Below are 19616 nucleotides of genomic sequence, written 5' to 3' on the forward strand. Positions count from 1 at the left end.
ATTGCAGTTCATGGTGCATTGATGCGGTGCATCGCCCCCGGGTGGGGGCTGGCGCAAAGCCAAGGACTGTCAGCCCTCATCCCCTTCATCATCATCGCCACCGTCGACCTTCATGCCCAATTCCTTGATCTTGCGGGTCAAGGTGTTGCGGCCCCAGCCCAGCAGCACGGCGGCGTCGCGACGGCGACCGGCGGTGTGCTTGAGGGCGGTTTCGATCATGATGCGCTCGAAGGCCGGGACGGCACTGTCGAGCAGGCTCGATTGGCCGCGTGCCAGGGCCTGGTCGGCCCATTGGCGCAGGGCCTGCTCCCAGTTGGTCACCGGTGCCGAATCTTGTGGCAGGCTCAACAGTTCCGGCGGCAGGTCGCTGATATGCACTTCGCGACCGGACGCCATTACGGTGATCCAGCGGCAGGTGTTCTCCAGTTGGCGCACGTTGCCCGGCCACGGCAAGTTCTTGAGGTATTCCTCGGTTTCACTCTTGAGCAGCTTCGGCTCCACCGCAAGTTCCTGGGCTGCACGGCCGAGGAAGTGGCGCGCCAGGGTCGGGATGTCTTCACGCCGGTCCGCCAGGCGCGGGATGTGGATGCGGATCACGTTCAGGCGGTGGAACAAGTCTTCGCGGAATTTGCCGGCGTGAACCAGTGTTTCCAAGTTCTGATGGGTGGCGGCGATGATGCGAACATCGACCTTGACCGGCGTATGTCCACCGACTCGGTAGAACTCGCCGTCGGCCAAGACACGGAGCAAGCGAGTCTGGGTATCGGCCGGCATGTCGCCGATTTCATCGAGGAACAGCGTACCGCCATCGGCTTGTTCGAAGCGTCCGCGGCGCAGGTTGGCCGCGCCGGTGAAGGCGCCTTTTTCATGGCCGAACAACTCCGATTCCATCAAGTCCTTGGGAATCGCCGCCATGTTCAGCGCAATGAACGGCGACGCCGCCCGTGGGCTGTGGCGGTGCAGGGCATGGGCCACCAACTCTTTACCGGTGCCAGATTCGCCGTTGATCAGCACGGTGATGTTGGAATGGCTCAGGCGCCCGATGGCGCGAAACACTTCCTGCATCGCCGGCGCTTCGCCGATGATTTCCGGCGTGCGGGCCAGGGCGGGCACTTCTTCCAGGCCTTGTTGTTCCTGGGCGTGTTGGTTGGCGCGCTTGACCAGCGACACGGCTTCGTCGACATCGAACGGCTTGGGCAGGTATTCGAACGCACCGCCCTGGTAGGACGCCACGGCGCTGTCCAGGTCGGAATGAGCGGTCATGATGATCACCGGCAAACGCGGGTGCTGCTCGCGAATCCGCGCCAGCAAATCCAGGCCACTGGCGCCGGGCATGCGAATGTCGGAAATGATGACGTCCGGCTGCTGACGGGCCAGGCGGCTCATCACCCCGTCGGCGCTGTCGAAGCTCTGGGTGGTCATGCCTTCCTGCTGCAAGGCTTTTTCCAGGACCCAGCGGATAGAACGGTCGTCATCGACGATCCACACGGTTTCACTACGGCTCATGTCGATGTGGCTCCTTGTTCCAGTGGCAGGAAGATCGAGAAAGTGGTGTGGCCGGGGTGGCTTTCACATTCGATCAAGCCCTGGTGCTGACTGATGATGTTCTGGGTGATGGACAGGCCCAGCCCGGTACCGTCCGGACGGCCGCTGACCATGGGAAAGAAAATGGTTTCCTGCAATTCCGAAGGGATGCCCGGCCCGTTGTCGATGATTTCGATCTTGGTCACCAGGCGATGGCGTACATGGCCGATGGTGAACTGGCGCATGGCGCGGGTGCGCAGGCTGATGCGGCCCAGGCGAAGCTCGTTCTGGCTGCTGATGGCTTGCATGGCGTTGCGCACGATGTTCAGCACCGCCTGGATCATCTGCTCGCGGTCGATCAGGACGTCGGGAATGCTTGGGTCATAGTCACGCACCAAAGTGATGCACCCTTGGCTCTCGGCTTCCACCAGGCTGCTGACCCGCTCCAGCACTTCATGGACGTTGCACAGCGCCAGGGACGGCAGCTTGTTCGAGCCGAGCATGCGGTCCACCAGGTTTCGCAGGCGGTCGGCTTCCTCGATGATGACGTTGGTGTAGTCCTTGAGGCTCTCTTCCGGCAGTTCCCGGGCAAGCAATTGCGCCGCGCCGCGAATACCGCCGAGTGGATTCTTGATCTCATGGGCCAGGCCGCGCACCAGCATCTTGCTGGTTTCCTGCTTGGATAGTTGGGCTTCTTCCTTGGTGATGCGCAGCAGGCGATCGCGAGGATGAACCTCCAGCAACAGGAGCGTGGTGCCGTTGTTCAGGATTGGCGTAACTGCGTAATCAACCGTAAGGGTCTGGCCGGCGAGGGCGGTGAGCATCGCTTCGCGCTTGGTGAACGGGTGGGCCTGTTCAACGGCCTGGCGCAGGGAGTTGAGCGCCTCGGCGGACTCGGTGAACAGTTCGCTGATGAATTGCCCGTGACTGCGCTGGCCACTGACGGCCAAGAGCATTTCGGCCGCCGGGTTCATGTACTCCAGACGCAATTCGGCGTCGAGCAGGATGGTCGCGGTGGTGAGGTTGTCGAGCAGCAAGCGGTGTAGTGCGTCGCTAATGGTCATCAGGACCTCTTTTAAAGCGTAGCAATCGGGGGCAAGCCCTCAAATTGCGCGCGCGATTAATGCGCTGATACCAGGAAAATGCAAAAACCAAACCAAGGCTCCGAAAAGAAGCGTTTAAAGCCTCAAATAGCCTTTTTACGCCCGTTTCCGTGGCGTTCCGCCAGCTTGATCGGGTAGTTTCGAACCAGAATGGGTTGGGGTTTGGGGTGAGGTGCTGATTTTTGCACTGATATGGTGCGTCATCCGGATGAGCATTAAAAGAAGGGGAGGATGCTGCTTTCTTCTTCCTTGGGCTTGTCGGAAAGCGGGCACTCCGGGCGTTGGCCATAGTCAGCCTTGGCGCACGGTTTGACGCGGCGCTTCTGTGCCAGGGACACGCGTTGCATGTGGAATGGCTGGTTGGCGGTGCGTTCGACGATGCGATCCTGCTCATCAAGGATCTCCACCGCCAGATGGTGGGTGCCTCGATCAATGTTCTCCAGGGCAAACACCGGGCTGGGCCTCGGTTCGCCGGTGGATTTGCCGTCCAGCAGCAAGCGATAGCGGTGGCCTTTCTGCAGGCCGGGTTCGCTGGTCGCGGTGACGATCATCTCCCCTGCGGTACTGCGTATCGTCGCGTCCGGTTCGGGAATCAACAGCCGGAGCATCTCATAACGGAACAAGGGCTCGGCGGGCGGTTTTTCGGACGTCGCCGTCGAGGTGGTGGCGGACGGTGGTGTCGCCATCCGGTTGCCGGGCGGTACTTCAACCTTCGTTGCATTGCCCGGGCGCGGCTGGTCGGTAAAGACCCGGTTGCCCTGGGCGTCGATGTACGTATAGACCTGTGCCGCCCCAGGCAAGGCTGCCAGCGTCAGGCCCAGCGCGACCAGCCAGCGGATCATGGAAGGTGGACTCGCTGGACGGTAAAGGTCACGGTTTCGCTCTGCTGCACCAGGTTTTCTCCGTCAATGACCTGGACCGCCAGGCTGTGCTCACCGCGGTCGATGTTCACCAATTGCAAGCGTGGCACATTGGTCGGCTGACCGTAGGGCTGGCCGTCCAGCAACAGTCTGAACAGATGTGGGCTGCGCAGGCGCGGCTGGGTCCGGACGCCAACGGTGAACGTGCCGTTATTGGCGCGCAGGGCTTCTTCGGTGGGGATGTCGGTTAGCTCCAGTATGTCGTAGGCATTGCGTGGCTCGTCGCTGCTTTCTGAATGGGGGGTCGTCTCGGGGCTGGCCGGAGATTGGCGTTCAATGCTGTTGAGCGGCGGCAATTCCACGGTCTGGGCCGGCACGCCATCGGGCGGCTGGTTGCTGTAGGCGGTGTTGCCGTCGGCATCGGTGTATTTGTAGATCTGCGCGGCGGCGGGCAGCGCCAACAGCAACAGCAGGATGATTGAAAAACAACGACCCATGGAAAAACGACCGAAAACGAAAGTGATGGGTTCCAGCATAGGCCAGGGGAGGCGGTTGGCCCAATTTGTTCCCCCGGTCACCTGCGAGCGAGCTTGCTTGCGACGGCGGTTCGTCGGCCATTTTGATTCAGGTTTTCGGGTAGATACACAGTTCCGCCGTTGCTCGGATCAACGCCAGTCGGTGTACCGGGTGTTGCTTGTTGTGGTGGGTGGCTCGGGCCAGCCATTGTGGGCATTGCGGATCGGTGCGATAGGGGGCGAAGTCGGCCAGTTGTTGCAACAGGCGTTTTTGCAGCCGGTCGAGTTGTGGACGAATCTGTCCCACCAGGTCCGGACGTGGGAGGTCCGGAGCTTTGCCATCCAGGGCCCAGTCGGACAGGTTGATGTATTGCACCAGTTTGTTGGCTTCAATCTGGGCGGCGAAAAACGCTTCCACGGTTTCGCCAGTCAGTTTGTAGGCCGGTGCCTGGGCGACGGCAGCGGCGATGACTTCACGCTCGCGCTGACGGTCTTCCACGGGTTTATGGCTGTCCCATTTGCTCAGCGCCACTTGGTCTGCAAGCGCCAGGCGTTCGCCGATGGCGTTTAGCAGTGGCGTAAGGGCCTCAGGGGCGGGGGTTGAGGTGGCTTGGGCGGTAGAGGCCAGCAACGCGGCAGACAGGGCGAGGCAGAGCTTGAAGCGCAAAGTCATGGGCAGTCTCGTCTTCTATGGGGGAGCGACGAGGCATCATGCGCTTAACCTGCGCCCATGAAAAAGGCCTCCCGAAAGGAGGCCTCTTTTTATTTCACGCCGTGCGGGGCGGCGCTTACCGGATCAGCAGCTGTAGTACAGCTCATATTCCAGTGGGTGTACGAAGGTGCGAACCTTGATTTCTTCTTCGCTCTTCAATGCGATGTAGGCATCGATGAAGTCGTCGGAGAACACGCCGCCCTTGGTCAGGAACGCGCGGCCCTTGTCCAGCTCTTCCAGGGCTTCTTTCAGGCTGCCACAAACCTGTGGGATTTCCTTGGCCTCTTCAGGCGGCAGGTCATACAGGTTCTTGTCGGCGGCATCGCCAGGGTGGATCTTGTTCTGGATACCGTCCAGGCCAGCCATCATCAGAGCAGCGAAGGCCAGGTAAGGGTTGGCGGCCGGATCCGGGAAGCGTGCTTCGATACGACGAGCCTTAGGGCTGTTGACGTAAGGAATACGGATCGAGGCGGAGCGGTTGCGAGCCGAGTAGGCCAGCATGACCGGAGCTTCGAAGCCTGGCACCAAACGCTTGTAGGAGTTGGTCGACGGGTTGGTGAAGCCGTTCAGGGCCTTACCGTGCTTGATGATACCGCCGATGAAGTACAGGGCAGTGTCCGACAGGCCGGCATAACCTTCGCCTGCGAAAGTGTTCTTGCCGTCCTTGGAGATCGACATGTGGACGTGCATGCCCGAACCGTTGTCGCCGTACAGCGGCTTCGGCATGAAGGTCGCGGTGCGGCCGTAGGCGTCGGCAACGTTGTGCACGCAGTACTTCAGGGTCTGGACTTCGTCAGCCTTCTTGACCAGCGTGTTGAATTTCACGCCGATTTCGTTCTGGCCGGCAGTCGCCACTTCGTGGTGGTGAACTTCGACGGTCTGGCCCATTTCTTCCAGTGCGTTGCACATGGAGGTACGGATTTCGTGGTCGAAGTCGAACGGAGGAACCGGGAAGTAGCCGCCCTTGACGCCAGGACGGTGGCCTTTGTTGCCGCCTTCCACGTCCTGGTCGGACATCCACGAACCCTGTTCGGAGAAGATCTTGAACATGGAACCGGAGATGTCGGACTTGAATTTGACCGAGTCGAAGATGAAGAACTCAGGCTCAGGACCGAAGAATGCAGTGTCGCCGATGCCGGTGGACTTCAGGTATTCCTCGGCACGGTGGGCGATGGCGCGTGGGTCGCGGTCATAGCCTTGCATGGTCGAAGGTTCGATGATGTCGCAAACCAGGATCAGGGTCGGCTCTTCGGTGAACGGGTCCAGGACGGCAGTTTCGTCGTCCGGCATCAGGATCATGTCGGAGGCTTCGATGCCTTTCCAGCCGGAGATGGAGGAACCGTCGAACATCTTGCCGATTTCGAAGAATTCGTCGTCCAGCGCATCACGGGCCGGCATGGTCACGTGATGTTGAGTGCCCTTGGTGTCAGTGAAGCGCAGATCAATCCACTTGACGTCATGATCTTTGATGAGTTGAACCGACTTCGACATATGTCCTCCGGGTGGCTTCGGGCGGTAATGGTGTGCCCTTAGATATGGGTGATGCCGGCGCGAATACTCTGCCAAGGCAACCTGCCTCACAAGGGAGCAATTTGCATGCCAGTGCCCCAGCATGGGTTTTTTGCACCAAATACACGCTTTTAAACGCCGGGAATGCGGATTGTCGAACAATTGCGCACTGCAATGTGGCGCTTTTCGTCATTAATGAACCGTTTTGGTGCATGCAAAACCGCTCGCACATTAACTGGTCAAACCTTGAGCAATTTCCGCTATAATCCGCGCCCCCCTTTTTCGGCTGGCCGATCGCGCGCTGTTTTCATGAAACTAATCGTAAAAGTCTTCCCCGAGATCACCATCAAGAGCCGCCCGGTACGGATGCGTTTCATCCGCCAGTTGGCCAAGAACATCCGCGCCGTGCTCCGAGATCTGGACCCGGCCGTGGTGGTGAACGGTGTGTGGGACAATCTCGAATTGGAAACTCGCGTCAGCGATCCCAAGCTCCTGAAGGAAATGACCGAGCGCCTGAGCTGCATGCCGGGCATCGCGCATTTCCTGCAAGTCGACGAATACCCGCTGGGGGATTTCGACGACATCCTGGCCAAATGCATGCTTCATTATGGTGACGCGCTGGCCGGGAAGATCTTTTCGGTGCGCTGCAAGCGTGCCGGCAAGCACCCGTTCAGTTCGATGGACGTGGAAAGTTATGTCGGCAGCCAGTTGCGCCGGCAGTGCGGTGCCGCGGGTATCTCGCTGAAAGAGCCACAGATTGAAGTACGCATTGAAATTCGCGACCAACGGTTGTTCGTGATCCACAGCCAGCACGACAGCATCGGCGGCTATCCGCTGGGGTCGCTGGAACAGACACTGGTACTGATGTCCGGTGGCTTCGACTCCACTGTCGCCGCCTACCAGATCATGCGTCGCGGGCTGATGAGCCATTTCTGCTTCTTCAACCTCGGCGGGCGCGCCCACGAATTGGGCGTGATGGAAGTGGCGCACTTCATCTGGAAGAAGTACGGCAGCTCCCAACGCGTGTTATTTGTGAGCGTGCCGTTCGAGGAAGTCCTGGGGGAGATTCTCGGCAAAGTCGATAACAGTCATATGGGCGTCATTTTGAAGCGTATGATGTTGCGGGCCGCGTCGAACATCGCCGACCGCCTGCAGATCGACGCGCTGGTGACTGGCGAGGCGATTTCCCAGGTGTCGAGCCAGACGTTGCCGAACCTGTCGGTCATTGACTGCGTCACTGAAAAACTCGTGCTGCGCCCACTGATTGCCAGCCACAAGCAGGACATCATCGACCAGGCCAATGAAATCGGCACCGCCGATTTTGCCCGGCACATGCCTGAGTACTGCGGGGTCATCTCGGTCAATCCGAAGACGGCGGCCAAGCGCGGACGCGTGGAGCACGAAGAGAAAGCATTCGACATGGCGGTCCTCGAGCGTGCGATCGAGAACGCCAGGCTGGTGCCAATTGATCGGGTCATCGATGAGTTGGGCCAGGACATACAGATTGAGGAAGTCGGCGAAGCATTGGCCGGTCAGATCATCATCGACATCCGTCACCCGGATGAAGCTGAGGACGACCCGCTGGATGTCGCCGGCATCGAGGTACAAACGATGCCGTTCTATGCAGTGAACGCGCGTTTCAAGGAACTGGACTCTACTCGCCAGTACCTGCTGTATTGCGACAAAGGCGTGATGAGTCGCCTGCATGCCCACCATTTGCTCAGTGAGGGGCATGCCAATGTGCGCGTTTATCGACCGAGCTAAGTGCCCGGGGCTGTTTGCCTGTGGCCTGCGTCACCGGCCCCCCGACGCCGCCGACACGCTGTAATTGTCGGACTCTACTGTAAATCGCTGCCACGACCTGTCAGCACACCGAATCCTCTGATCGAGATACACAAGTGATCGAAAATCTACGCAACATCGCCATCATTGCTCACGTTGACCATGGTAAGACCACCCTGGTAGACAAACTCTTGCGTCAATCCGGCACCCTGGAGCGCAACGAGCTCAACGACGAGCGCGTGATGGACTCCAACGACCAGGAAAAAGAGCGCGGTATTACCATCCTGGCGAAAAACACCGCCATCAACTGGAACGGCTACCACATCAACATCGTGGATACCCCGGGCCACGCCGACTTCGGCGGTGAAGTAGAGCGCGTGATGTCGATGGTCGACTCCGTGCTGCTGCTGGTCGACGCCCAGGACGGCCCTATGCCGCAAACCCGTTTCGTGACCAAGAAGGCTTTCGAAGCCGGCCTGCGTCCGATCGTGGTCATCAACAAGGTTGACCGTCCAGGCGCGCGTCCGGATTGGGTTCTGGACCAGATCTTCGACCTGTTCGACAACCTCGGTGCCACCGAAGAACAGCTGGACTTCAAAGTCGTCTACGCCTCGGCCCTGAACGGCATTGCCGGTCTGGACCACACCGCCATGGCTGAAGACATGACCCCGCTGTACCAGTCGATCGTCGACGACGTACCTGCGCCGAAAGTCGACCGTGACGGTCCGTTCCAGATGCAGATCTCGGCACTGGACTACAACAGCTTCCTGGGTGTTATCGGTGTTGGCCGTATCGCCCGTGGTCGCATCAAGCCGAACACCCCGGTGGTCGCCATCGACGCCGACGGCAAGCGCCGCAACGGTCGTATCCTCAAGCTGATGGGTCACCACGGCCTGCACCGCATCGACGTTGAAGAAGCAGCGGCCGGCGACATCGTCTGCATCAGCGGCTTCGACCAGCTGTTCATCTCCGACACCCTGTGCGACCCACTGAACGTCGAAGCGATGAAGCCGCTGACCGTTGACGAACCTACCGTTTCGATGACCTTTCAGGTTAACGACTCGCCGTTCTGCGGCCGCGAAGGCAAGTTCGTGACCAGCCGTAACATCAAGGAACGCCTGGACAAGGAACTGCTCTACAACGTTGCCCTGCGCGTTGAAGAAGGCGACTCGGCCGACAAGTTCAAAGTGTCTGGCCGTGGTGAGCTGCACCTCTCGGTACTGATCGAAACCATGCGTCGCGAAGGCTTCGAAATGGGTGTAGGTCGTCCTGAAGTGATCATCCGCATGGTTGATGGCGTCAAGCACGAACCGTACGAAAACGTGACCATCGACCTGCCGGAAGAATCCCAGGGCGCGATCATGGAGCAAATGGGCCTGCGTAAAGGCGACCTGACCAACATGGTTCCGGATGGCAAGGGCCGTGTGCGCCTTGAGTACAACATCCCGGCCCGTGGCCTGATCGGTTTCCGTAACGAATTCCTGACCCTGACCTCCGGCGGCGGCATCCTGACTTCGATCTTCGATCGTTACGACGTGATGAAGTCCGGCGACATGTCCGGCCGTCAGAACGGCGTGCTGGTATCGGTTGCGACCGGCAAGGCACTGACCTATTCGTTGGAAACCCTGCAAGCGCGCGGCAAGCTGTTCGTCGAGCACGGCCAGGATATCTACGAAGGTCAAATCGTCGGCCTCAACAGCCGCGACAACGACCTGGGCGTGAACCCGACCAAGGGCAAGAAGCTCGACAACATGCGTGCTTCGGGCAAAGACGAAACCATCGCACTGGTTCCGCCGGTCAAGTTCACCCTGGAGCAAGCTCTGGAGTTCGTACAAGAAGACGAACTCTGTGAAGTGACGCCGAAGTCGATTCGCCTGCGTAAGAAAATCCTTGGCGAAAGCGAGCGTACCCGCGCTGCCAAGAAAAGCGGTAACTGAGTTTCGACTTAGTTGACGGCTGAAAAAAACGCCCCCGGTCGCGAGACAGGGGGCGTTTTTTTATGTCTGGGTTTAACGGTGTAGCAAAGCGGCAATCGCGAGTGGATGCCAGGAAAGCTAGCGTCCGATCAAAATTTGTCCAGCGTCCGTGGATTACGCTCGCGTTCCACTTCCTTGGGCTTGTAGGCGCAGAAACCCGGCCGTGGTCCGACCCGCGGGTGATTGCGGCAGGTGTCCGGGCGTTTCTCGTAAATGGTGCACAGCCGGCTCTTGCGGTCCAGATACAGGCAATCGTTGTTACTCATGCGCTGGAGCGTGAAGATTTCCGACTTCTGGTTGTAGCGCTCGACGATCCCCTCCTTTTGCAGGCGCTTGGCGATGTTTTTCGGCGGGTCGCCCAGCTCGAACTCATCGACGATGCCGATGCGGATCAGGTCCTTGATCTTGACCTCTACCGGCAGCGTGCAGCAGCTCGACACGCAGGAACCGCACATCGGGGCGGAGTACTTGGCCCAGGTATCGAGTCGGTCGATCTCCGCGGCGGCGATCAGGTTGGGCTTCATCATCAAGGTTTACCAGCATGCATCAGGGCGCGCGATCATACCGGGACTGGTGAAATTTTGAACGACCATCCGCCGGTTTTTTTTCTGGTCCGACAAAACTCCCCGAGACCGGCACGGCCCCTGCATTGATGCCCTTAATTGGCATTTCTTTGGCGACGAATCTCCGACGCCTTGGAAAAACACCGAACCAGAGCCAGTACCGTCTGTCAGACCGACTAGGCTCAGACAATTCCATGCTCGTTCGAGGTCTCATCAATGACTCAAGAACCACTTGTTCGCGAAGCGGAGGTTGCCGCGTTTCGCGACGCCGTGTTGACCAAACTCACTTATGCCGTCGGCAAGGATCCCGATCATGCGTTTGATCACGATTGGTTCGAAGCCATAGCCCTTGCCGCCCGCGATCACATGGTCGAACACTGGATGGACCACACGCGGCAGATCTACCGCAAGGGCCAGAAGCGGGTCTATTACCTCTCCCTGGAATTTCTCATCGGTCGCCTGCTCTATGACAGCCTCAGCAACCTCGGCCTTCTGGACACCGCCCGCGAGGCGTTGACCGAGCTGGGCGTGGACCTGGAGCGCATCCGCCTGCTGGAGCCCGACGCGGCCTTGGGCAACGGTGGCCTCGGTCGCTTGGCGGCGTGCTTCATGGAAAGCATGTCGACCTTGGGCATTGCTGGCCATGGCTATGGCATCCGCTATGAGCACGGCCTGTTCCGCCAGGCGATTGTCGATGGCTGGCAGCAGGAGCAGACCGAGCACTGGCTGGATTTCGGCAACCCCTGGGAGTTCGAGCGGCCGGAGGTGGCCTACCCGATCGGCTTTGGCGGCAGCGTCGAGACCGTCACCGACGACGCCGGCAAGACCCGCCAGGTCTGGTCCCCGGCAGAAACCGTACGGGCCATCGCCTACGACACACCGGTAGTGGGCTGGCGCGGTGCCAGCGTCAATACCCTGCGCCTGTGGCGCGCCCGCGCTGTGGAAGACCTGCACCTGGAGCGCTTCAACGCTGGCGACCACCTCGGCGCAGTGGCCGAAGTGGCCCGGGCCGAGAGTATTTCCCGCGTGCTGTACCCGGCTGATAGCACCGAGGCTGGCCAGGAGTTGCGCCTGCGTCAGGAGTATTTTTTCGTCGCCGCTTCGTTGCAGGATTTGCTGCGCCGTCATCGCAACATGCACACCTCGGTACTGACCCTGGGCGATCACGCCGCCATCCAACTCAACGACACCCACCCATCGATTGCCGTGGCCGAGTTGATGCGCCAGTTGGTAGACGTCTACGACGTGGCATGGGACGCTGCCTGGCAGGTCACCCAGGACACGCTGTCCTACACCAACCACACACTGCTGCCTGAAGCCCTGGAAACCTGGCCCGTGGGTCTGATGGAGCGCATGTTGCCGCGGCACATGCAGATCATCTACCTGATTAACGCCCAGCACATCGATTCGCTGCGGGCCAAGGGCGTGCACGACTTCGACGTGCTGCGTTCGGTGTCGCTGATCGAGGAAGACAACGGCCGTCGGGTGCGCATGGGTAACCTCGCGTTCCTGGGTTCCCACAGCGTCAACGGCGTATCCGCACTGCACACGCAATTGATGCGCAGCACTGTGTTCTCCGAGATGCACAAGCTTTACCCGGACCGGATCAACAACAAGACCAACGGCATCACCTTCCGCCGCTGGCTGTTCCAAGCCAACGCCGAATTGACCTCGATGATGGTCGACGCCCTCGGCCCGAGCGTGCTCGACAACCCCGAGGAGCGCCTGATCGAGCTGGAACCGTTCGCTGACAAGCCGGCGTTCCGCAAGCAGTTCGCCGAACAGCGCCTGCACAGCAAGAAGGCCTTGGCCTACCTGATCCACGAGCGGCTGGGCATCGCCGTCAACCCGGCGGCGATGTTCGACGTGCAGGTCAAGCGGATCCACGAATACAAGCGCCAATTGCTCAACCTGATGCACACCGTGGCGCTGTACCAGGCGATCCGCGCCGAGCCGGAAGTGGACTGGGTACCACGGGTGAAGATCTTCGCCGGCAAGGCCGCCGCCAGTTATCACCAGGCCAAGCTGATCATCAAACTGACCAACGACATCGCCCGCGTGGTCAACAACGACCCGACCGTGCGCGGCCTGCTCAAGGTGGTGTTCCTGCCTAACTACAACGTCAGCCTGGCCGAGAGCATCATCCCGGCGGCTGACCTGTCGGAGCAGATTTCCACCGCCGGTTTCGAGGCGTCGGGTACCAGCAACATGAAGTTCGGCCTCAACGGCGCGTTGACCATCGGCACCATGGACGGCGCCAACGTGGAAATGCACGAGCGGGTCGGTGGCGAGCACATGTTCATATTCGGCCTGACCGCCGAGCAGGTGGAAGCGCGCAAGCGCAACGGTGAATTCAGCGCCGCGCCGGACGTCGCCGCGTCCCACAGGCTCAACGACGTGCTGCAGGCGATTCGTGGCGGCGTGTTCTCGCCGGACGATCCGATGCGCTACACCGGGCTGGTGGACTCGCTGGTGGATTATGACCGCTTCCTGGTCTGCGCCGATTTCGACGCGTATTGGAACGCCCAGGCCAAGGTCGAGGAGCGTTGGCACGACTCCAAGCAGTGGTGGCGTTCGGCGGTGCTCAACACCGCGCGCATGGGCTGGTTCTCCTCCGACCGGACCATTCGCGAATACGCCACCGACATCTGGAAGGCCCTGGACTGATCTGTTGCAAGAAATGTGAGCGAAGCCCAGCGGTCGTTGGGCTTCGTCGATATACTAGGCGCCAGTTTCGCCGGGCTTGATGGTCGCCGGGCCCAGCACTGGGAATACCGACAATCCGACAGGGTTTGGACGGTTTCGCCAGGCTGGCCCGGGCACCGCATCATCCCGGTCATGCCCGCAACGGGTGGCTTAGGGATATCGACCATATGCAATGGATTTTGACGCTGTTGGGCCTGGCCCTTGGCTGGGTGGTGGATGAGTCGTTCGCCGATGCGCTGGTCGGGGCGTTGGTGGGGCTCGGCGTCGCCCAGGCGTATCGATTGGGACGACTGGGTATCCAGGTCGCCAAGCAACAGCTCTTGTTGCAAGACGCCCAGCAGAGCGTGCTCACATTGGAAGCGCGTCTGGCGGCCCTCGAAAGCGGCACCGTTGTCGCGCCGAGTGATCCGACTCCGGCGCCCGAATCTGTAGTGCCCCAGGCCGCAAGGCCCGAAGCCCGCACCGGGCCGGAGCTCGTCTGGGATCTGCCACCCGAGCTCGAACCCGTCTCCGTCATGGCCACCCAGGCCAGCCAGCCGTTGCCGGATGAAATCTGGAGCCCTGCGCCAGCAGTCTCCAGCCGGCGCGCTGACCGCGACTTTGAGCCTCTCCCTATGGAGCCGAGGGTTGCGGAACCGGCAGCCCCTCGTGGCCCGAATCTGTTCGACCGTGCCTGGACCGGCGCGCGCAACTGGCTGTTCGGCGGCAACACCGTGCTGCGAGTGGGTGTGGTGTTGCTGTTCCTTGGCCTGGCCTTTTTGCTGCGCTACGCCACCGAAGGCATGATCGTGCCGATCGAGGTGCGTTACGCCGGCGTCGCGGCCAGCGCCTTGGGCCTGCTGGGCCTGGGCTGGTGGTTGCGCCAACGCAACAGCAACTATGCGCTGATGTTGCAGGGCACGGGGATTGCGGTGCTGTACCTGACCGTATTTGCTGCCATGCGCTTGCATCCGTTGCTCGACTCCAAGGCTGCCTTGGGCCTGCTGGTGGCGGTCACGGTGTTTTCGGCGATCCTGGCCGTTACCCAAAACGCCCTGGGTTTGGCCGCGGCCGCGGCATTGGGCGGGTTCGCCGCGCCGATCCTGACGTCCACCGGCAGCGGTAACCATGTCGCGCTGTTCAGCTATTTCATTTTGCTCAATACCGGGATCTTCGCCATTGCCTGGTTCAAGGCCTGGCGCCTGCTCAACCTGATTGGCTTCGTTGGCACCTTCGGCATCGGTTTTGCCTGGGGCCTGCGTTCCTATGCGCCGGAACTGTTGTGGAGCACGGAACCGTTCCTGATTGTTTTCTTCCTGATGTACCTGGCGATCGGCTTGCTGTTCACCCGGCGCAAACTGCAGGAAATGAGCGATGCCCCCGAAGATGACAGCCGCGATGCCGTGCTGCGCTGGTCGGCGCGCAAGGGCGACTACGTGGACGGCACCATGCTGTTCGGCCCGCCGTTGGTAGGCTTCGGCTTGCAATTGGCATTGGTGCAGCATCTGGAATTCGCCGCAGCGTTCAGTGCCCTGGCCCTGGGCATGATCTACATGGGGCTGGCTCGGGTACTGATGGGCGGTCGCGCCGTGCTGCTGGCTGAAACCTGCCTGGCCCTGGGTGTGATTTTCACCAGCCTGGCCATTCCGCTTGGCCTTGATGCCCGCTGGACTGCCGCGGCATGGGCGGTGGAAGGTGCCGGGATCTTCTGGCTGGGCCTGCGCCAGCAGCGGTCGTTCGCGCGAATCTTTGCGCTGTTGCTGCAATTGGGCTCGGCACTGGCCTTCATCAGCGAACTGAGTACCGGCGAAAGCAGCCTGCTCGAAGGCGCGCCGCTGGGCGCGTTGATGCTTGGCATGGCCTTGCTGTTCAGCTTCTATCAGCTGCGCAAGGCTGACCCTGGGCACACTGCAAGCTGGGAGCGCCGCGGGCAGTCCGTGCTGGCGGTGCTGGGGCTGGGCTTCCTTTATCTGTTGGCGCCGCTGTTCTTCTTCATCCACGGCACAGCCATCGCCTGGGCGCTGGCCGGCCTGGCGACGCTGGTTGTTGGCCTGCGCCTGCAATCGCGCGCGTTCCTGTTTACCGCGTTTGCCGTGCAACTGCTGGGCGGCGCGCTGTTCCTGCTGCGCTTGCAAGGCGCCGAAGGCGATTCGGCAGCGGTGCTCAATGCCGGTTGGAGCGGTCTGCTCAGCGCCTCGCTGATCGGCCTGGCATTGATTGGCGGCATGTTGCTGGCGGCGCGCGACGACATGGTGCGCAACGACGTCCGGTTGCTGCGCGGCTTGTCAGTGGTGTTGCTGGCCGGGTTGGTGCTGATCAACCTTGCCGTGCTGTTCGTGCTGCCCTGGCAAACGGCGAGCGGGGTGTGGGCGGCCAGCGGCCTGCTGATCATCTGGCTGAGCCTGTACCTCAAACAACGCGTGAGCTTTGTCTTTGGCCTGTTGCTGCAAGTGCTTGGTGGTGCGTCGTTCCTGCTGGCAGGGCCAGCACTGCTGGGCCCGCTCAATGCCGAGGACCTGCGACCCCTGGCCCACAGCGGTTTCTGGACGCCGCTGGTGCTGGGACTGGCAGCGCTGGTGGGCGCTTGGCGCCTGCAACGGGCGCACGCGGCGCAGGAACTCGACGCCTTGAGCTTGCAGCGCTTGTCCGAGTTGTTGCTGATCTGGGGTGGCGGTTGGTGGGCGCTGGCGTGGGTCAGCGAAGTGCTGCGCTTTGCCCCGCAACACCTGCAAGGCACTTTGTTGTTGATTGTCGCGGCCGCCAGCGTGGCGGTGTGGAGCGTATTGTCGCTGCGGTTGAAATGGCCGGCGCTGGGGCTGCTGTGCACCTTGCTGATTCCAGCAGCAGGCTGTGTGCTGGTGGCTACGGGGCACAGTCACTATCACCCGGCGGCGAACTTTGGCTGGCTGGCTTGGCTGGCGGTATTTGCCGTGCATTTCCTGTCTCTGAAACGCCTGGCCGCGACGCTGCCGGCCCAGGCGCGCAGTACCGCTCATGTGCTCGGTTGCTGGTTGCTGATGGCGGTGCTGATGTTGGAGTTGCGTTACGGCCTGCTGTTGCTGTCCGAGCAGTACAACGCCTGGCGCTGGCTGGCCTGGGCGATCCTGCCAGGCCTTTACCTGGTGCTGATGGCCACGCCGCGTACCTTGCCGTGGCCGGTATCGGCCCAACCGCGCGAATATCGTGTCTACGCGGCGGCGCCCATGGCGCTGTTGATGCTCGGTTGGTTCTGGATGACCAACACCTTCAGTGACGGCAACTCAGAGCCACTGCCTTACGTGCCGTTGCTCAATCCCTTGGAGCTGGGCCTGCTGTTCGCCTTGTTCGGCATCTATGTGTGGGCCCGCAACGCCGTGGAGCAATCGACGAACCGCTGGAATCGCATTGGACAGATCGCCCAGTTGATCGCCGGTGTGTCGCTGTTCGCGTTCTTTACCGCCTTGGTGATGCGCGTTGCCCACCAGTGGATGGAGGTCCCGTACGAGTTGGACGCGCTACTTGAGTCCATGTTCGTGCAGGCCGGCTTGTCCATCGTCTGGACCTTGATTGCCCTCGGCCTGATGATTGGCGGGCATCTGCGGCATCGGCGTGAAGTGTGGTTGATCGGCGCGGCGCTGATCGCCGTGGTGGTCGCCAAGTTGTTCTTTGTCGAATTGAGTAACCGTGGCGGTCTGGCGCGGATCGTGTCGTTTATCGGCGTGGGGGTCTTGTTGTTGGTGGTGGGCTACTTTGCGCCGCTGCCACCGAAACGCCCGGAAACGGTCTCGGGAACCGAACCGCCGATGCCTGTCAGTGAGGGAGTGTCGTCTTGAGTCGCAAGTTGAATCGGATCGGGCTGGGTGTGGTCGGGTTGTGGGTGGCGCTGTCGGCCACCGCCCAGGAAAAACCGGCGGACTTCGCCCATCAGGTGCCTCTGGCCTTGAGCGGGGAGGGGCCTTGGTATCGCCTGCCGTTGCCGCTTGACGTCCAATTGCAGGCGCGGCAGACCGACCTCAGCGACCTTCGGGTCTTCAACGCGGCCGGACAGCCTCAAGCGTATGCGATGGTTCGTGAATCGGCGCAGAGCCGGGAGAACCGCACCCTCACCGACGTGAAGTGGTTTCCGCTCTACAACGCTGCCGATGACAGCGAGCGAGCGCCCAGCGTGCGCGTGCAATCGAACGCCAACGGCACGTTGGTCGAAGTCCAGCCGTCCAGTCGGCTCGAAGCGGGCGAAGAAGAGCTGCGTGGCTGGTTGCTGGATGCCAGCGCGATCAAGGCGCCTTTGCAGCAATTGATCCTCGACTGGACCAGCGAACGCGACGGCTTCCAGCGCTTCACCATCGAAGCCAGTGACGATTTGCAACACTGGCAAGCATGGGGCGAAGGCCAGATTGCGCGACTGACCTTCGCCGACGAGCGGGTCGAGCAGCATGAAGTAAACTTGCCCGGGCAATCGGCGCGGTATTTGCGGTTGCTGTGGGATTCGCCTTCCTCGGCGCCGGTGCTGACCTCGGCTCAGTTGCAAAGCGCCAGCCGCGAGAGCCTGCCGTTGCCGTTGGTGTGGTCGCGGCCTTTGGCCGGTAGTACGACGAAGGCCGGTGAATACACTTGGCAGTTGCCCATGGGGTTGAATATCGAGCAGGTGCAGGTGGAACTGAGCCAGGCCAACAGCCTGGCGCCGGTGACCCTGGCCGGCCGCCGTGAAAGCAGCCAGTCTTGGCAGCCGATGGGCAGCGGTTTGCTCTATCGCTTGACCCAGAACGGCCAGGACGTGCTGCAAAACCATCTGCAACTGTCCGGACAGACTGTCCAGCAGTTGAAACTGACCGTGGATGAACGCGGCGGTGGCTTGGGCGTCGAAGCCCCGGCCCTGCGTTTTGCCGTGCGCCCGACGCAGGTGGTGTTCCTGGCGCGTGGCGAAGGCCCGTACAGCCTGGCGCTGGGCAGCGCGACGGTGAAAGCGGCGAGCCTGCCGTTGACAACATTGGTGCCGGATTACAAACCGTCGCGGCTGACGACGTTGGGAACGGCGACAGTGAACGGTGCGGCCACCTCGACCCCGGCGGCTGAAACCACGCCCGCGACCGTCGAGACCAACTGGAAAAAAATCGGCCTGTGGGTGGTATTGCTGCTGGGCGTGCTGTTCCTCGCGGCGATGGCGTTCAGCCTGCTGCGCAAGCCGCCGGTCAATAACTGAAGCGCCTGCTCATGGACAGGCTCGCTTCCATAACGGGCGAGCCAGTTGGTGATGCCTCCCCTTTATCAACATAAACACCGAAGCGAGCCCCAGCCCGTGAACTCAATCCTCCATATCCCGTCTCATAGGAGGAATTAAGTCCCGACTCGCGCTAAACTGCGCGGGTTTTTCCGCCCCCTATTCTTCGGAGCCGTCCATGTCCCGCGTTACCTTGAGTCGCTATTTGATTGAGCAGACCCGCAGCAACAATACCCCTGCCGATCTGCGCTTTTTGATCGAAGTGGTGGCGCGTGCGTGCAAAGAGATCAGCCACGCCGTCTCCAAAGGCGCGTTGGGTGGTGTCCTGGGCAGCATGGGCACCGAAAACGTGCAGGGCGAAGTGCAGAAGAAACTCGACGTGCTGTCGAACGAAATCCTGCTCGAAGCCAACGAATGGGGCGGCCACCTGGCTGGCATGGCGTCCGAAGAAATGGACAACGCCTACCAGATCCCGGGCAAATACCCCAAGGGTGCCTATCTGCTGGTGTTCGACCCACTGGACGGTTCGTCGAACATCGACATCAACGCGCCGGTCGGCACCATCTTCTCGGTGCTGCGTTGCCCGAACGAGTACCTGAGCCAGAACGAAGCCCTGAATGAAAAGGCCTTCCTGCAGCCGGGCACCGAACAGGTCGCCGCCGGTTATGCCATTTACGGTCCTCAGACAATGCTGGTGTTGACCCTGGGCGACGGCGTGAAGGGTTTCACCCTGGACCGTGAGATGGGCAGCTTCGTGCTGACCCACGAAGACATCACCATTCCTGAAACCACCCAGGAATTCGCCATCAACATGTCCAACCAGCGTCACTGGGAAGCCCCGGTACAACGCTACGTCAACGAGTTGTTGGCCGGTGAAGAAGGTCCGCTGAAAAAGAACTACAACATGCGCTGGGTCGCCGCGATGGTTGCCGATGTGCACCGTATCCTGACCCGTGGCGGTCTGTTCATGTACCCGCGTGACAGCCGTGAGCCGTCCAAGCCGGGCAAGCTGCGCCTGATGTACGAAGCCAACCCGATGTCGTTCCTGGTGGAGCAGGCCGGTGGCGCTTCCACCGACGGGCACCAGCGCATCCTCGATATCCAGCCTGAAGGCCTGCACCAGCGCGTAGCAGTGTTCCTTGGCTCGAAAGAAGAAGTGGCCCGCGCCACGGCCTACCACAAGGAATAAA

At 61.1% G+C, this 19616-nt stretch carries 13 protein-coding genes; 6 read left to right on the forward strand and 7 right to left on the reverse strand.

All coding sequences use genetic code 11. The annotated features are described in order from the left end of the window. Nucleotides 1-69 precede the first annotated feature (69 nt). The 6 genes from ntrC to glnA form a co-directional block, all read right to left on the reverse strand. Complete coding sequence (gene ntrC / locus HU742_RS25525) at nucleotides 70-1506, reverse strand: nitrogen regulation protein NR(I) (protein ID WP_186613250.1); 1437 nt, start codon at nucleotides 1504-1506, stop codon at nucleotides 70-72. Continuing rightward, on the reverse strand, nucleotides 1503-2588 hold the full coding sequence (gene glnL, locus HU742_RS25530; RefSeq protein ID WP_186613252.1) for a nitrogen regulation protein NR(II): 1086 nt from the start codon (nucleotides 2586-2588) through the stop codon (nucleotides 1503-1505). The genes ntrC and glnL overlap by 4 nt, the downstream gene beginning before the upstream one ends. Before the next feature lie 254 nt (nucleotides 2589-2842). After that, nucleotides 2843-3469: a DUF4124 domain-containing protein gene (locus HU742_RS25535; protein ID WP_186644524.1), complete on the reverse strand. Its 627-nt coding sequence runs from the start codon at nucleotides 3467-3469 to the stop codon at nucleotides 2843-2845. Next, the gene (locus HU742_RS25540; protein ID WP_186638818.1) at nucleotides 3466-3984 is read right to left on the reverse strand and encodes a DUF4124 domain-containing protein; all 519 of its coding nucleotides are present in this window, start codon (nucleotides 3982-3984) and stop codon (nucleotides 3466-3468) included. Before HU742_RS25540 ends, HU742_RS25535 begins: the two co-directional genes overlap by 4 nt. Before the next feature lie 127 nt (nucleotides 3985-4111). Next, on the reverse strand, nucleotides 4112-4675 hold the full coding sequence (locus tag HU742_RS25545) for a chorismate mutase (RefSeq protein WP_186638816.1): 564 nt from the start codon (nucleotides 4673-4675) through the stop codon (nucleotides 4112-4114). 123 nt (nucleotides 4676-4798) lie between these two features. After that, nucleotides 4799-6205: a type I glutamate--ammonia ligase gene (glnA, locus tag HU742_RS25550; RefSeq protein ID WP_186638815.1), complete on the reverse strand. Its 1407-nt coding sequence runs from the start codon at nucleotides 6203-6205 to the stop codon at nucleotides 4799-4801. 327 nt (nucleotides 6206-6532) lie between these two features. Between glnA and thiI the strand changes: the two genes are divergently transcribed. Then, nucleotides 6533-7987 carry a tRNA uracil 4-sulfurtransferase ThiI gene (gene thiI / locus HU742_RS25555; RefSeq protein WP_186644526.1) on the forward strand — a complete coding sequence of 485 codons (1455 nt, stop codon included), beginning with the start codon at nucleotides 6533-6535 and terminating at the stop codon, nucleotides 7985-7987. 134 nt (nucleotides 7988-8121) lie between these two features. Continuing rightward, a complete protein-coding gene (gene typA / locus HU742_RS25560; protein WP_186638811.1) occupies nucleotides 8122-9942 on the forward strand; it encodes a translational GTPase TypA in 1821 nt (606 codons plus the stop codon). A 128-nt stretch (nucleotides 9943-10070) separates the two neighbouring features. Here the strand turns inward: typA and HU742_RS25565 are convergent, their stop codons facing one another. After that, on the reverse strand, nucleotides 10071-10508 hold the full coding sequence (locus HU742_RS25565) for a YkgJ family cysteine cluster protein (RefSeq protein ID WP_186638809.1): 438 nt from the start codon (nucleotides 10506-10508) through the stop codon (nucleotides 10071-10073). Nucleotides 10509-10760: 252 nt separating this feature from the next. Here HU742_RS25565 and HU742_RS25570 point away from each other — a divergent pair, with 252 nt between their 5' ends. The 4 genes from HU742_RS25570 (at nucleotide 10761) to HU742_RS25585 (ending at nucleotide 19615) form a co-directional block, all read left to right on the forward strand. After that, a complete protein-coding gene (locus HU742_RS25570) occupies nucleotides 10761-13211 on the forward strand; it encodes a glycogen/starch/alpha-glucan phosphorylase (protein WP_186638807.1) in 2451 nt (816 codons plus the stop codon). Nucleotides 13212-13417: 206 nt separating this feature from the next. Continuing rightward, nucleotides 13418-17041: a DUF2339 domain-containing protein gene (locus HU742_RS25575; protein ID WP_186644528.1), complete on the forward strand. Its 3624-nt coding sequence runs from the start codon at nucleotides 13418-13420 to the stop codon at nucleotides 17039-17041. Continuing rightward, complete coding sequence (locus HU742_RS25580; protein WP_186644530.1) at nucleotides 17038-18408, forward strand: DUF3999 domain-containing protein; 1371 nt, start codon at nucleotides 17038-17040, stop codon at nucleotides 18406-18408. The genes HU742_RS25575 and HU742_RS25580 overlap by 4 nt, the downstream gene beginning before the upstream one ends. Before the next feature lie 196 nt (nucleotides 18409-18604). Then, nucleotides 18605-19615, forward strand: a complete 1011-nt coding sequence (locus tag HU742_RS25585; protein ID WP_025211364.1) for a class 1 fructose-bisphosphatase — start codon at nucleotides 18605-18607, stop codon at nucleotides 19613-19615. Nucleotide 19616 lies beyond the last annotated feature (1 nt).

Origin of the sequence: Pseudomonas marvdashtae, from assembly GCF_014268655.2 — a bacterium.
Classification (GTDB): domain Bacteria; phylum Pseudomonadota; class Gammaproteobacteria; order Pseudomonadales; family Pseudomonadaceae; genus Aquipseudomonas; species Aquipseudomonas marvdashtae.